Below are 12,860 nucleotides of genomic sequence, written 5' to 3'. Positions count from 1 at the left end.
CCAAAGCGCCCTCGGGAACAGGGGTGGCGTCCCCGAGCGGTCGTGAAGATTTATCACGGGGCAGGGGGTGATCGACGGAGTTGGGTGTGGCGCGCACCACAAAAAAATCAGGACAAAAGGGATTCAAGACGGCAAGGTGTTCGCTCTGATAACGAGTTCGTTATCCGGATTTGAGCGTCCGCTGAGCGAACTCCCCGCCCCGCCCGTCCGTCAGGACAGCAGCGTCTCCACCAGTGACTCCTGGAGCGCTCCGAGCCAGAGGTACGCCATCACCATCGGCTTGCGCGGATCGCTGTCGGGGAGCCGGTAGAGCCGCTCGCTCTCCTCGTCCTCGGTGATGTCCAGGCGGGTGGCGATGGTCAGCCGCAGGTCGTTCAGGGTGCCGAGCCAGGCCCGGGACTCGTCCGGGGTCAGCTTCAGGACCACGGACTCCTCGGGCTCCACGGAGGCCAGCCCGTCCAGGGCGCGCACCACCGCGAGGGCGTCCTCGCGCTTGCGGGCGCGCAGGTCGTTCTCGGTGTAGCGGCGGAAGTCGGCCGCGGCGGCGCGCAGCTCCTCGGTGTCGTCCCCGTACGCGTCGGGGAAGAGCCGGCGCAGGGCGGGGTCGGAGGGGGGCTCGCTGGGGCCCTCGGCGAAGAGGGCGGCGAGCGGGTCGGCGTCCGCCCCGGGCTCGTCGCCCGGGCCGATCAGCTCCAGGAGCTGGACGGCGAGGGAGCGCAGGATGGAGATCTCGACCTCGTCGAGCGCGACGGCCGCTCCGCCGCCGGGCACCGCCTCGAAGTGGCCGGCCATCAGCCGCGGTCCTGGGTGAGGGTCGCCCACAGTCCGTAGCCGTGCATCGCCTGCACGTCCCGTTCCATCTCCTCGCGGGTGCCGCTGGAGACCACCGCGCGGCCCTTGTTGTGCACGTCGAGCATCAGCTTGTGCGCCTTGTCCTTGGAGTAGCCGAAGTACGCCTGGAAGACGTAGGTGACATAGCTCATCAGGTTCACCGGGTCGTTGTGCACGAGGGTGACCCAGGGGACGTCGGGCTCGACGGCCGCGGAGACCTCCTCGGCCGACTCGGTCCGTTCGATCTCGATAGGCGCGATGCTCACTTACCTAATGCTGCCACCCGGACCCCCCCGTCGCACAAACGGGCCCGCCCCGCCGACGCCACCGCGGAGTATTCGTCAGATTGACGAATAGTGCGCTAGCATCGTCGGCATGAACGCTGCGGACCTTGGGCTCCCGAAGGAAGAAGCGCGCGAAGCGCATCCCCAGAAGGGCGGTGGTGGGCGACGGGTGGGCGTGCCGTCGACCGCGCTCTTCACCGACCAGTACGAGCTCACCATGCTCCAGGCGGCCCTCCGGGCCGGCACCGCCGACCGGCGGTCCGTCTTCGAGGTCTTCACCCGGCGGCTGCCCGAGGGGCGGCGGTACGGCGTCCTCGCGGGCGTCGGCCGGGTCCTGGACGCCGTCGAGAACTTCCGCTTCGACCCGGCCGTCCTCGGCTTCCTGCGCGAGCGGGGCATCGTCGACGAGCCGACCCTCCAGTGGCTGGCCGGATACCGCTTCTCCGGCGACATCTGGGGCTACCCCGAGGGGGAGGTGTACTTCCCCGGCTCCCCCGTGCTGCGCGTCGAGGGCTCCTTCGCCGAGTGCGTGCTCCTGGAGACGGTGATCCTCTCGATCCTCAACCACGACTCGGCCATCGCCGCGGCCGCCTCCCGCATGTCGGCCGCGGCCGGCGGGCGCCGGCTGATCGAGATGGGCGCCCGCCGCACCCACGAGCTGGCCGCCGTCGCCTCCTCCCGCGCCGCCTACGTCGGCGGCTTCGACTCCACCTCGGACCTCGCCGCCGGCTTCCGCTACGGCATCCCCACCGTCGGCACCTCCGCCCACGCCTTCACCCTGCTCCACGACAGCGAGCGGGACGCCTTCCGCGCCCAGGTCGACAGCCTCGGCCGGGGCACCACCCTCCTCGTCGACACCTACGACGTGACCGAGGCCGTCCGCACCGCCGTCGAGATCGCCGGGCCCGAGCTCGGAGCCGTACGCATCGACTCCGGCGACCTGCTGCTCGTCGCCCACCGGGTCCGGGCCCAGCTCGACGAGCTCGGCGCCCGCGACACCAAGATCGTGGTCACCTCCGACCTGGACGAGTACGCCATCGCCTCGCTGGCCGCCGCGCCGGTCGACGCGTACGGCGTCGGCACCCAGCTGGTCACCGGCAGCGGCCACCCCACCTGCTCGATGGTCTACAAGCTGGTCGCCCGCGCCGCCTCCGCCGACCCCAAGGCACCCCTCGTCCCGGTGGCGAAGAAGTCGCTGGGCGGCAAGGCGTCCGTCGGCGGCCGCAAGTGGGCCGCGCGCCGCAAGGACGCCGACGGCACCGCCGCGGCCGAGGTCATCGGCACCGGACCGGTCCCCGACGCGCTCGCCGCCGACCAGCTCCTCGTCGAGCTGGTCAAGGGCGGCGAGGTGGTGGCCAGGGAGCCGCTGGAGGCGGCCCGCGCCCGGCACATCCAGGCCCGCGCCGGACTGCCGATGTCGGCCATCCAGCTCTCCCGCGGCGAGCCGGTGCTGCCGACGGAGTACATCTAGAGAGAGCCCGGGAGAGACCCGGCAGAGCGTGGCGGCGGCCCCCTCCCCATCCGGAGGGGAAGTCTCTAGGCTCGTCCCATCCCATCCGACCACCCGAGGACACCCGCCATGCACCGCGCACTGATCGTCGTGGACGTACAGAACGACTTCTGCGAGGGCGGCAGCCTCGCGGTGACGGGCGGCGCCGACGTCGCCGCCGCCATCACCGAGCTCGTGGGCGAGGCGGCGGGCGCCGCGTACCGGCACGTCGTCGCGACCCGGGACCACCACATCGACCCGGGGGCCCACTTCGCCCCGGACGGCGAGGCCCCGGACTACGTCAGCTCCTGGCCGCGGCACTGCGTCGCCGGCACCGAGGGCGTCGGCTTCCACCCGAACTTCGCCCCCGCCGTCGCCGGCGGCGCGGTGCAGGCCGTCTTCGACAAGGGCGCCTACGAGGCCGCGTACAGCGGCTTCGAGGGGCGCGACGAGAACGGCGGGACGCTGGCGGGGTGGCTGCGCGAGCGGGAGGTGACCGAGGTCGACGTGGTCGGCATCGCCACCGACCACTGCGTCCGGGCCACCGCCCTGGACGCGGTCCGCGAGGGCTTCCGCACCCACGTCCTGCTCGACCTGACGGCCGGTGTCGCCCGCGAGACGACCGAGCGGGCCCTCGTGGAGCTCCACGAGGCCGGAGTGGTCCTCTCCGGCGTACCGGTCGTCGCGTAAGTCTCAGGGACCCGGGACTCAGGCCGCCGGGGCCTTCGGCAGGGTGCCGGCCGGGTGCCACAGCTCCTGGGCGGCACCCGGCGCCGATCTCCACAGCAGCCCGTCCGGGTGGTGGAGGACGGCCGTGATCTCGTCCGGAGTGGGCGGCTCCGCGTTCCCCCGCAGATAAACCGACCGCAGGCCCAGGTTTCGGAGCCTGGTCAGGGCCCGGGCGCGGTTCGCGGCGTGGACGAGGAAGCGGACGTGCGCGCCGTCCCCGGCCGGGCTGGGCAGCCCTATCGCGACCACCACGCTGCCTCCCGGCAACTTGCAGAACCCTCCACCAGGCATGCGGAACCACTCCCCCGTGAGCCGACTGTCAATAAGGAGTCCATGAGAACTCGGTCAGCTGCACCTAAACACGATCGGCCGTCGCCCGCTAGGGGGCGACGGCCGATCACGCTCTGACCTGCTGGTTTACCGAAACGCTAGTGGATCAACGGGTCGAGGGACCCACCCGGACCGTGATCGTCTGGCCGTTGCGCGGCTCCTTGACGACCTCGATCTTGGTGTTGGTGTCAGTGACCTTGACGCCGGCGCGCTCGGTCTCCTGGAACCAGTACGTGCCCTTGCGGTCGTCGAAGACCGGGTTGCCCGGAAGCGAGCGGACCCAGGTCGGGGCGTCCGCCTTGTGCAGCCGGAAAGCGTCCGTCCGGTACGTTCCGAAGGTCGAGTCGTACGCCTGGACGCGGTTGCGCATCAGCGTGCCGTCGTTGAACTTCAGCGGGGTCGGGTGGGCGTCGATCGGGAGGATCAGGCCCTGGCCCGGGTGGGCGGAGGTGTTGTTGTCCTTCTGGGACAGGTCCCACTTCCAGATGAGCAGGCCGTTCTGGTACGGGTAGTGCTCGACCCAGCTCGCCTTGTCACCGGTGAAGCCGAAGTTGTACGGGCCGACCTTGAGGGTGGCGTCGTACGAGACGTACTGGCGGTTCTCCGCGATGTAGTACTGCTCGTACTCCTTCGTGAAGCCCTTGCCCATCCGCGTGAAGCCCTTGGCCGTCCAGCCGTTGTCGCCGCTCTCCGCGTTGTCGGAGAAGACGGTGGCGCCGTCGGCGGTCAGGGTGATGGCGTCGGCCGCGAAGCCCTTGAGCGCCAGGCCGCCGTCCGTCTGGTAGCGGAAGCGGAGGTCGAACTTCTTGCCCGCGTAGGCCCCGAGGTCGAAGGCGAGCGACTTGTAGCCGCCGGAGACGCTGGACAGGGCCGGGGTGCCGGCCGCGTCGCGGTCGATCGGCTTGCCGTCGGCCGTGCCGTCCAGGGCGGTCCAGTTGGCGCCGCCGTCCGTCGACACCTCGGTGTAGAGGTAGTCGTACTCGGCCTCGATGTCGTACCAGCCCTTGAGGGACAGGGTGGCGGACGACTTGCCGGTCAGGTCGACCGGGCGGGTGAGGGTGTTCTTGAGGTCGTCACCCATGCCGCTCCACCACTGGGCCGCACCCTCGGCGGGGGCGACGATGTCGGTGGTGACGGCCTTCTTCGGCAGCTCGACGAGGAGCGCCTGCGGGTTCTTGGTGTTGTACTCCGCCACGCCCAGCTTGTGGGTGGACTTCGACGCGCGCTGCTCGTCGCTCACCTTGGTGTAGTTGAGCCAGCCGAGCTGGAGCTTGTCCCAGGCGTTCATGTCGCCGGGCATGTCGCCGATGGCGTCCTTGCCCAGGCCCAGCCAGGAGCCGGAGGACATCAGCGACCAGTAGCCGGTCGAGTTCTCGCCGCCCGCGGTGTCGTACAGGTCCGGCAGGCCGAGGTCGTGGCCGTACTCGTGGGCGAAGACGCCGAGGCCGCCGTTCTCGGGCTGCATCGTGTAGTCGCCGACCCAGATGCCGGTGTCGCCGATCGGGGTGCCGCCGGCCTTGTTGTTCGCCGGGCCGGTCTTGCCCGCGCTGGTGCCGTAGGCGTACCAGCGGTGCGCCCACAGGGCGTCGGTCGCCTGGGCGCCGCCGCCGGCCGACTCGTCCTCGCCCGCGTGGACGATCTGGAAGTGGTCGATGTAGCCGTCGGACTCGTTGAAGTTGCCGTCGGCGTCGAAGTCGTAGCGGTCCCACTGGTCGTAGGTCGCCAGCGCGGCCTTGATCTGGGCGTCCGTCTGGCCCTTGGCCTTCTGGTCGGCGACCCAGGCGTTCACGCCGTCGCGGACGGTGTCCCACACGTTGGCGCAGTTGGTCTGGCCGCAGTAGTTGGAGCCGTAGCGGGCCTCGTTGTAGGGGACCTTGACCCAGTCGGAGACCGTGCCGTCGACCGAGTAGCGGCCGGACGAGGTGCGCTCGTAGTAGGTCTTCAGGGAGTGCTTCTGCTGACCGGTCTTCTTGTCCTTGCCGGTGCCGAAGTACAGGTCCTGGAAGTGCTGCTGGTTGTAGTCGGCCTGCCACTCGGTCGAGTTGTCCTTCGACCGGTCGGGCTCGGCTATCGCGTTGTGCAGCGGGCCGGGCTGGCCGCCGAACTTCGGCTTCAGCTCGTCCGTGTCGTCGTCCTTGCGGTCGACGAGGGTGGTGTTGTCGACCTGGTCGCCGAACTCGACGAGGATCGTGAAGATCTTGTCGGTCTTCTCGCGGCCGAGCTCGACGTACTTCTTCGCGTCGAGCTTGACGACCTTGGAGCCGCCGCGGTTCTCGACCTTGGCCTCGCCCTTCAGCACCTGCTCCAGGGCGGCCTTGCGCTGCTGCTCCTGCTGCTTGCTGAAGGGGCCCTCGAGGTCGTGGTCGACCGTGGTCTTGTCGACCTGGCCGTCCGGCGCGGGGTCCTGGCGGACGTCCGCCGCCGTGATCCGTCCGTTGTCGTCGGCCCAGGCGGTGCTGAAGGTCGAAGCGGTGGCGGCGGTGGCCGCGAGCGCCACAACGACCGCGGACGCCCGAATCGCCCGTCGTCTGTTGGTCACTTGATGTCGTTCCTCCCCGGCGCCCGCGCCCTCGGACCAGGAGGTGGGGAGTCCGTCCGGCGGGGGTCGCGCGTCACAAGTGACGACATTCGACCGGAGAGAGGGAAGAAAAGACAGATCTTGACTTGCACACACCAAGTGCACTATGCGGGAGTCGAAATCCGGTATGCGGACGGTCAAGGAGGTTAAAGAAAGGGAAAGTTGGCCCCCGTGCCACCCGCGTGCCGTCCGTGCGCCCCCCGTGCTCCGGCACCGTGGGTCAGGTCACGCTTACCCGTCGTTCCCGCCGGGCATCGAGCGTCGTAGAGTCGACCGGTAGTCCGGAGGGGCGGTATCCGTCATGCAGCGTCCGAACGCAGCGCAGTACGCCTACGGTTCGGCCGTCGTGGTCCTCGCGACCGCCGCGCTCCTGCTCCTGACCGGCGCCACCGGGCCGCCCGGCGTCGCGGCGGCCTGTCTCGCCGGACTGCTGCTCGGCGTTCTCGTGGCGGTGACGATGCCCTCGGGGGCGCGGCCCGTCAAGACCCCCGGCGCCACCCCCGTCAGGTCCGGGAACGACGCGGTCCGGGTACCGGCCGCGCAGGTGGGCGCGGGAGCCGATACCCGGACCGGTCCGTGAGGCCGTCCGTTCCGCCGGGGGCTACTGCGGCACGGTGACGACCACCGTCTTCGCCGCCTTGTCGTGCAGGCCCTGCTTGTAGGGCTTGTCGACCAGGATGAGGATGAGCAGCAGCAGCGGCCAGAGGCAGGCGCAGCAGATCAGCGCGGGCAGCCAGAGCACGACGGCCCGCAGCAGCGACTGGCTCATCGGGGGCGTGGAGCCGTCGTTGAGCATGGCGACGCGCAGCTTCATCAGCCGCTTGCCGAGGGTCTGCCCGTTCTTCGCCGTGAGCACGGTGTCGTACGCGACGAAGGCGACGATCGTGAGCAGCTGGAAGACGATCGACGTGCCCCCGGTGAACGCGTCCTGGAAGTCGGCGTCGTCCTCGGTCACCCGGTCGTAGACGTCGAACGGGATGCCGATGACGGCGAGCGGCACGGCGACGATCAGCCAGTCGACGAGCCGCGCCAGGATGCGGCGCCCGGACTCGGCGAGCGGCGGCATCCCGGAGAGCGGGTCGGTGCCGCCGTAACCGCCGCCGTAGCCGCCCTGCGGGGGCGGCGGAGGGTACGGGGAGTCGTACGGGCTCCCCGGCGGCGGGGGCCCGGTGGGTGGCGGCGAGCCCGGCGGCGGGCCCTCCCGCGGGCCCTCGGGCCGCTTGCGGAAGGGGTCGTCGTCGGGGGGCGGGCCGGGCGGCGGCTGGTCGGTGCTCATGGGGGCATCGCATCCCGGCTCCCGGAGGCCCGCAACGGATGGACGTCCGTTCGGGGGACCTGACCCCCCGGCAGGCCCCCGGGTCAGACCTTGGCGACGAAGGTGCCGGCCGCCTTGTCGTGCCAGCACTGGCGCCACGGGCGGTCGAAGACGCACCAGAGCACGTTGAGGACGCCGATCACCAGCAGGCCCAGGAAGGTGTACAGGAACCAGCGGCGCAGCGACCTGCCGAAGGTCGGCGGCTCGTGCGCCTCGAGGTCCCTGACCTGGATGCCGCACAGCTTCTTGCCGAGCGTCCGGCCCCACTTGGCCGTGGGCAGCGCCTCGTACAGCACGCCGAGGACGAGCAGCAGGCCGAGCGCGATGCCGAACTGGACCGAGGTGGTGCCGTCCACGAGCCACACCTGCACGGTGACGCCGGAGCGCTTGGCCGCCTCGATCTTGGCCTCGATGTGCTCCAGGGCGGCGGTGACGAAGGGGAAGGCCGCGCCGGCCGCCATCGCGCCGAGGAGGAGGGTGTCGACCACCCGGGCCAGGAGCCGGCGCCCGAGCCCGGCCGGGGGCGCGGAGGACTGCTCGCGGACGGCCTGGAGGAAGGGGTCCTCGACCGGCGGCTTCCACGGCACGACCGGCTGCTGCGGCTGCGCCTGTGCCTGCGCCTGTGCGTGCGGCTGGGGCTGGGGTTGGGCCTGGGGCTGGAGCTGCGGCTGCGGCTGGGCCTGCTGGGGCGGCTGGTGGGCCCAGGAGGGGGCGGCGGGCGCGGGGGCCGGAGCCGGGGCTGCCGGGGCCGGGGTGGGCTGGGAGTGGGGCTGAGGGTGGGGATGGGGCTGAGGCTGAGGGTGGGGCTGCGGTTGTACGGGCGCGGGCGCCGGGGCCGGGGTCTCGCGGACGGGCGCCGGAGCCGGGGCGGGCGCCGGGGCCGGCGCGGGGGTCGGGGCCGGGGTGACGGGCAGGCCGCCGAGGCGGGCGGGGGCGCTCGCGATCCGGGGGTCGGCGGCGGGCGCCTCGGCCTGCGCGGGGGCGGCCGGCCACTCGACCGGAGACCTCGGGTCGGGCACGGCGGGCGCGGGCGACGGCTCGGCGGCCGGAGCGGGCGCGGGCGCGGCGGGCTGGGGCGTGCCCCAGGCGGCCGGGCGGTCCTGCTCCACGGCGGGGCCGTGCTGCCGGGAGGCGTCGGCCCGCCAGGCGGTGGCCGGTTCGCGGACGAGGGGTTCCTCGTCGAAGAAGACGGGCCCGGTCTCCTCCACGGCGGCGGGCACGGGGGCCGCGACCGGGGCGGGTTCGGGGACGGGCGCCGGCCCGGGGGCCGGCGCGGGGCTGGGGGCGAGGACCGGCCCGGCCGGCATCGCCGAGGCGGGCGGGGCCGGTGCGGCCTCGCCGTCCTGCGGGGCGGGCCGGCTCGTGCCGGGCACCCAGGAGCCGCCGTTCCAGTACCGGATGTATCCGGGAATCGACGGGTCCGGGTAGTACCCCGCCTGCGGTACCTCGCCGCCGCCTCCGGGAGGAGTAGCCACTGCCCCGACTCCGTTCAGTCACAACGCTCTGGATCCGCGCGGCTCCGCGCCCGGTGTGCCGCACCCAAGGAGGCACAGTAACGAAGAACGTCCCCGAGGGAGGAAAGAGCCCACGAGAAAGGCGTCCTTCGGGCGACGCGGGCCGGAATCACTCACTCCACGTGAGGTTCGGGCCCGCGGATGGGGGCTCGGGGCGGGGTGCGGAGGGGTCCGGAAAAAACTTCCCGAAAAAACTTCCCGAAGTCGCGTAATGAACCCGGGATACCGCGCTCTCTCCAGGTGAAGGCCCGTCCGGGGCCCCGACGCGAGAGGCACCGCCATGCGGAACACCGAGCACACCACCGTCGAGCGCGAGCTGGAGCTCAAGCTGGTCCTGTCCCCCGAGCGTTCGGTCCCGGTGCCGGCCCGGCTGGCCTACCGCACCGACGACCCGTACGCCGTGCACATGACCTTCCACGTCGGCTCCGACCACCCGGTGAACTGGACCTTCGCCCGCGAACTGCTCGTCGAGGGCGTCTTCCGGGCCTGCGGCCACGGGGACGTGCGGATCTGGCCGACGAAGGTCGAAGGCCGCAGCGTCCTCCTGATGGCCCTCTCCTCCCCCGACGGCGACGCGCTCCTGGAGGCCCCGTCGGCGCAGGTGTCCGCCTGGCTGGAGCGGACCCTGCGCACGGTCCCGCCGGGCACCGAGTCGGACCGGCTGGGCATCGACGACGGGCTGGCCGAGCTGCTCGCGACCACGGTGGTCGGCGACGACCTGTGGCTGCGCGACCCGTGGCCGTCGGACGAGTCGCAGGACGGCGAGCTGTGAGCCCGTACCCGTGTCCGTACGGACGGGGTCAGAAGAGCTTTCCGGGGTTGAGGAGGCCCAGCGGGTCGAAGACGCGCTTGATCTCCCGCTGGAGTTCGAGGCCGACCGGGCCGAGTTCGCGGGCCAGCCACTCCTTCTTGAGGACGCCGACGCCGTGTTCGCCGGTGATGGTGCCGCCGAGGGAGAGGCCGAGCGCCATGATCTCGTCGAAGGACTCGCGGGCGCGCCGGGACTCGTCCTCGTCGGCGTGGTCGAAGCAGACGACGGGGTGGGTGTTGCCGTCGCCCGCGTGCGCGCAGACGCCGATGGTGAGGGCGTACTTCTCCGCGATGGCGGTGGTCCCGGCGAGCATCTCGGCGAGCCGGGTGCGGGGCACGCAGACGTCGTCGATCATCGTGGCGGGCTTGAGGGTCTCCAGGGCGGTGAGGGAGAGCCGGCGGGCCTGGAGGAGGAGTTCGGACTCGGCGGCGTCGGCGGCGGGGATGACCTCGGTGGCCCCGGCGGCCGTGCACAGGGCGCCGACGGCGGCGAGGTCGGCGGCCGGGTCGGGCGTGTCGAAGGCGCACAGGAGCAGCGCCTCGGTGGTCTCGGGGAGGCCCATCCTCGCCATCCGGTTGACGGCCTGGACGGTGGTCCGGTCCATCAGTTCGAGGAGGGACGGCGTGTGGCCGCGCTCCATGATCGCGCAGACGGCGGCGCAGGCGGCGTCCGTGGAGGGGAACTCGGCGGCGAGGACGAGCTGGGCGGGCGGCTGCGGCTTGAGCGCGAGGACGGCCTTCACGACGATGCCGAGGCTGCCCTCGGAGCCGACGAAGAGGCGGGTGAGGTCGTATCCGGCGACGCCCTTGGCGGTGCGGCGGCCGGTGGTCAGCAGGCGCCCGTCGGCGAGGACGACGTCGAGGCCGAGGACGTACTCGGCGGTGACGCCGTACTTGACGCAGCACAGGCCGCCGGAGGCGGTGCCGATGTTGCCGCCGATCGTGCACGACTCCCAACTGGAGGGATCCGGCGGGTAGTACAGGCCGTGCTCGGACACGGCGCGGGACAGGACGGCGTTGATCACGCCCGGCTCGACGACGGCGACGCGGTCGACGGGGTCGATCTCCAGGATCCGGTCCATCTTGACGAGGGAGAGCACGACGCAGCCCTCGGAGGCGTTGGCGCCCCCGGACAGTCCGGTGCGGGCGCCCTGCGGCACGACCGGGACGCGGTGCTCCGTCGCGGTCCGCATGACGTGCTGGACCTGTTCGACGGTGCGGGGCAGCACCACGGCGGCGGGGGTGCCCGCGTCGCAGAAGCTCGCCATGTCGTGGGTGTAGGAGGCCGTCACGTCCGGGTCGGTGAGGACGGCGTCGGCGGGGAGCCCGGCGCGGAGTGCCGCGTGGAGCGTCTGAAGATCGTCCATGCCTCCAGCCTGGCACTCGGGGCCAACGGTGTGAACCCGCCGGGACGGGCGGCTCATGTGCTCTTCGTACGAGCGCGGGCGGGCGCACAGTGAGGCGCATGAGCCCCATGAAGAGCCAGAACGTGTCGCGGGTGGTGCTCGCCTCCGGGGTGGGCGCGGTCCTCGCGGCGACGGCGCTGCTGTACCTGCCGGAGTTCCTGGACCGGGGCGCTCCGCCCCGTCCGCCGGGCCCGGCCGAGCGGGCGGCGAGCGCGGCGCACGCGGGCGCCCCGGCCGCCCTGCCCGACCTGGTGGCGCTGATCGGGGACCGGGAGGGGTGGCTGCGCAAGCACCCGGACGACGCGGCGTCGTGGGCGGTGCTCGGCGCCGCCTATACGGAGCGGGGCGCCCGGCTCGGGGACGTACGGGATCTGCCGCGGGCCGAGCGGGCGCTGAACCGGTCGCTGGCGGAGCTGCCGGCGGCCCGGGGGAACGTGGACGCGCAACTGGGCCTCGGGGTGCTCGCGGGGGCGCGGGGCGACTGGAAGGGCGCGAAAGAGTGGGGCGAGCGGGTCCGCAAGGCCGCTCCCCGGCGGTGGAACACGTATCCGCTCCTCATCGACGCGTACAACGGCCTCGGGGACCACACGGCGGCGCGCAAGGCGATGGAGAAGCTGGAAGAGCTGCACGGCGGGGCGGTGGTGCGCGGCCGGGCGGCGGAGATCCACCGGGACCGGGGCTGGCGGGAGGACGCCGACGCCACGGCGCTGGACGCGGCGGCGCTCGCGGCCACGGACGCGGAGAAGGCGGCGGCCCACACCCGGCTCGGGCACTTCTCGTGGGAGCGGGGCGAGCCGGCCGAAGCGCTGGAGCGGTACGCGGCGGCGCTGCGGTTCGTGAAGGACCACGGGCCGGCGCTGGCGGGCCGGGCGCGGGCGCTGGCGGCCCTCGGGCGGACCGAGGAGGCGCAGCGGGAGTGGCGGGCCGCGCTGGCCCGTCAGCCGCTGCCGGAGTACGTCCTGGAGTCCGGGGAGCTGGCGGAGTCGCTGGGCCTGGACGGGGACGCGCGGGCGGCGTACGAGCGGCTGCGGAGCGGGGACTGGGCCTCGCCGTCGGCCGAGGTGGTGCTCGGGCTGCTGGACGCGGAGCACGGCGATCCGGCGGCGGCGGTGACCCGGCTGAAGGCCGCCTGGGCGAAGGGCCACCGCTCGGTGGCGGTGGCGGACGCGCTGGGCTGGGCGCTGCTGCGGGCGGGCGAGCCGGAGGAGGCGCTGCCGTACGCGCGGACGGCGACCGACGAGGGGCCGCGCAGCGCCCCGTTCACGTACCACCTGGCCGAGATCGAGCGGGCGCTGGGGCGGACGGCGCCGGCGCGGCGGCACCTGGAGGAGGCGCTGCGGATCCACCCGTCGTTCTCGCCGCTGCACGCGTCGCGGGCGGAGGCGGCGCTGGCGGAGCTGGGCGAGCCGGATCCGGAGGTGGTCCCCAAGGACGCGCTGTCGGAGAAGGACCTGAGGAAGCCGAAGGAGACGGAGAAGGAGACGGAGACGGAGAAGGAGACGGACAAGGAGCTGGAGAAGAAGGCGGGTTGACCTCGCGTCCGGGGCGGGCCCCGTGCCCCGCCCCGGACGCGG

12 protein-coding genes are annotated in these 12,860 nt (G+C 72.7%); 5 read left to right on the top strand and 7 right to left on the bottom strand.

Annotation, left to right across the window (positions count from 1 at the left end; translation table 11 throughout):
- Nucleotides 1-210: 210 nt before the first annotated feature.
- Both ACFXMG_RS31675 and clpS read right to left on the bottom strand, forming a co-directional pair.
- Nucleotides 211-792: a DUF2017 domain-containing protein gene (locus tag ACFXMG_RS31675; protein ID WP_383819936.1), complete on the bottom strand. Its 582-nt coding sequence runs from the start codon at nucleotides 790-792 to the stop codon at nucleotides 211-213.
- Nucleotides 792-1,097 (bottom strand): ATP-dependent Clp protease adapter ClpS, encoded by a 306-nt coding sequence (clpS, locus tag ACFXMG_RS31670; RefSeq protein WP_383819938.1) that lies wholly within the window; start codon nucleotides 1,095-1,097, stop codon nucleotides 792-794. Before clpS ends, ACFXMG_RS31675 begins: the two co-directional genes overlap by 1 nt.
- A 109-nt stretch (nucleotides 1,098-1,206) precedes the next feature.
- Between clpS and ACFXMG_RS31665 the strand changes: the two genes are divergently transcribed.
- Both ACFXMG_RS31665 and ACFXMG_RS31660 read left to right on the top strand, forming a co-directional pair.
- Nucleotides 1,207-2,586: a nicotinate phosphoribosyltransferase gene (locus tag ACFXMG_RS31665; RefSeq protein WP_383819941.1), complete on the top strand. Its 1,380-nt coding sequence runs from the start codon at nucleotides 1,207-1,209 to the stop codon at nucleotides 2,584-2,586.
- A gap of 108 nt (nucleotides 2,587-2,694) precedes the next feature.
- The gene (locus tag ACFXMG_RS31660) at nucleotides 2,695-3,294 is read left to right on the top strand and encodes an isochorismatase family protein (RefSeq protein WP_383819944.1); all 600 of its coding nucleotides are present in this window, start codon (nucleotides 2,695-2,697) and stop codon (nucleotides 3,292-3,294) included.
- A gap of 18 nt (nucleotides 3,295-3,312) precedes the next feature.
- On the opposite strand, the gene ACFXMG_RS31655 is transcribed toward ACFXMG_RS31660, so the two are convergent.
- Entirely contained in the window at nucleotides 3,313-3,624 is a 312-nt protein-coding gene (locus ACFXMG_RS31655; RefSeq protein ID WP_383819947.1) for a hypothetical protein, read from the bottom strand.
- A gap of 145 nt (nucleotides 3,625-3,769) precedes the next feature.
- Nucleotides 3,770-6,202, bottom strand: coding sequence for an immune inhibitor A domain-containing protein (locus ACFXMG_RS31650; protein ID WP_383819950.1), 2,433 nt, complete (start codon nucleotides 6,200-6,202; stop codon nucleotides 3,770-3,772).
- Between the two features lie 340 nt (nucleotides 6,203-6,542).
- Between ACFXMG_RS31650 and ACFXMG_RS31645 the strand changes: the two genes are divergently transcribed.
- Complete coding sequence (locus ACFXMG_RS31645) at nucleotides 6,543-6,821, top strand: hypothetical protein (protein WP_383819953.1); 279 nt, start codon at nucleotides 6,543-6,545, stop codon at nucleotides 6,819-6,821.
- Between the two features lie 21 nt (nucleotides 6,822-6,842).
- Here the strand turns inward: ACFXMG_RS31645 and ACFXMG_RS31640 are convergent, their stop codons facing one another.
- Both ACFXMG_RS31640 and ACFXMG_RS31635 read right to left on the bottom strand, forming a co-directional pair.
- Nucleotides 6,843-7,517, bottom strand: coding sequence for an RDD family protein (locus tag ACFXMG_RS31640; RefSeq protein ID WP_383819956.1), 675 nt, complete (start codon nucleotides 7,515-7,517; stop codon nucleotides 6,843-6,845).
- Nucleotides 7,518-7,600: 83 nt separating this feature from the next.
- A complete protein-coding gene (locus tag ACFXMG_RS31635; RefSeq protein WP_384902864.1) occupies nucleotides 7,601-9,031 on the bottom strand; it encodes an RDD family protein in 1,431 nt (476 codons plus the stop codon).
- A gap of 319 nt (nucleotides 9,032-9,350) precedes the next feature.
- Here ACFXMG_RS31635 and ACFXMG_RS31630 point away from each other — a divergent pair, with 319 nt between their 5' ends.
- Nucleotides 9,351-9,842, top strand: coding sequence for an SsgA family sporulation/cell division regulator (locus tag ACFXMG_RS31630; RefSeq protein ID WP_383819960.1), 492 nt, complete (start codon nucleotides 9,351-9,353; stop codon nucleotides 9,840-9,842).
- Between the two features lie 28 nt (nucleotides 9,843-9,870).
- Here the strand turns inward: ACFXMG_RS31630 and ACFXMG_RS31625 are convergent, their stop codons facing one another.
- A complete protein-coding gene (locus ACFXMG_RS31625; protein ID WP_383819963.1) occupies nucleotides 9,871-11,247 on the bottom strand; it encodes an FAD-binding oxidoreductase in 1,377 nt (458 codons plus the stop codon).
- A 98-nt stretch (nucleotides 11,248-11,345) separates the two neighbouring features.
- Here ACFXMG_RS31625 and ACFXMG_RS31620 point away from each other — a divergent pair, with 98 nt between their 5' ends.
- Nucleotides 11,346-12,818 carry a tetratricopeptide repeat protein gene (locus tag ACFXMG_RS31620; RefSeq protein ID WP_383819965.1) on the top strand — a complete coding sequence of 491 codons (1,473 nt, stop codon included), beginning with the start codon at nucleotides 11,346-11,348 and terminating at the stop codon, nucleotides 12,816-12,818.
- Nucleotides 12,819-12,860: the final 42 nt, after the last annotated feature.

Source organism: Streptomyces sp. NPDC059201, from assembly GCF_042754585.1.
In the GTDB taxonomy this organism is placed as follows: domain Bacteria; phylum Actinomycetota; class Actinomycetes; order Streptomycetales; family Streptomycetaceae; genus Streptomyces.
Note: the sequence above shows the minus strand (reverse complement) of the source record. Positions and strands in the feature narration are given on the sequence as shown.

What these genes read in the sequence shown, in the direction of transcription:
- ACFXMG_RS31675 (WP_383819936.1), bottom strand. Translation starts at nt 792, where the DNA reads ATGGCCGGCCACTTCGAGGCGGTGCCCGGCGGCGGAGCGGCCGTCGCG.
- ACFXMG_RS31665 (WP_383819941.1), top strand. Translation starts at nt 1,207, where the DNA reads ATGAACGCTGCGGACCTTGGGCTCCCGAAGGAAGAAGCGCGCGAAGCG.
- ACFXMG_RS31660 (WP_383819944.1), top strand. Translation starts at nt 2,695, where the DNA reads ATGCACCGCGCACTGATCGTCGTGGACGTACAGAACGACTTCTGCGAG.
- ACFXMG_RS31655 (WP_383819947.1), bottom strand. Translation starts at nt 3,624, where the DNA reads ATGCCTGGTGGAGGGTTCTGCAAGTTGCCGGGAGGCAGCGTGGTGGTC.
- ACFXMG_RS31645 (WP_383819953.1), top strand. Translation starts at nt 6,543, where the DNA reads ATGCAGCGTCCGAACGCAGCGCAGTACGCCTACGGTTCGGCCGTCGTG.
- ACFXMG_RS31640 (WP_383819956.1), bottom strand. Translation starts at nt 7,517, where the DNA reads ATGAGCACCGACCAGCCGCCGCCCGGCCCGCCCCCCGACGACGACCCC.
- ACFXMG_RS31630 (WP_383819960.1), top strand. Translation starts at nt 9,351, where the DNA reads ATGCGGAACACCGAGCACACCACCGTCGAGCGCGAGCTGGAGCTCAAG.
- ACFXMG_RS31625 (WP_383819963.1), bottom strand. Translation starts at nt 11,247, where the DNA reads ATGGACGATCTTCAGACGCTCCACGCGGCACTCCGCGCCGGGCTCCCC.
- ACFXMG_RS31620 (WP_383819965.1), top strand. Translation starts at nt 11,346, where the DNA reads ATGAGCCCCATGAAGAGCCAGAACGTGTCGCGGGTGGTGCTCGCCTCC.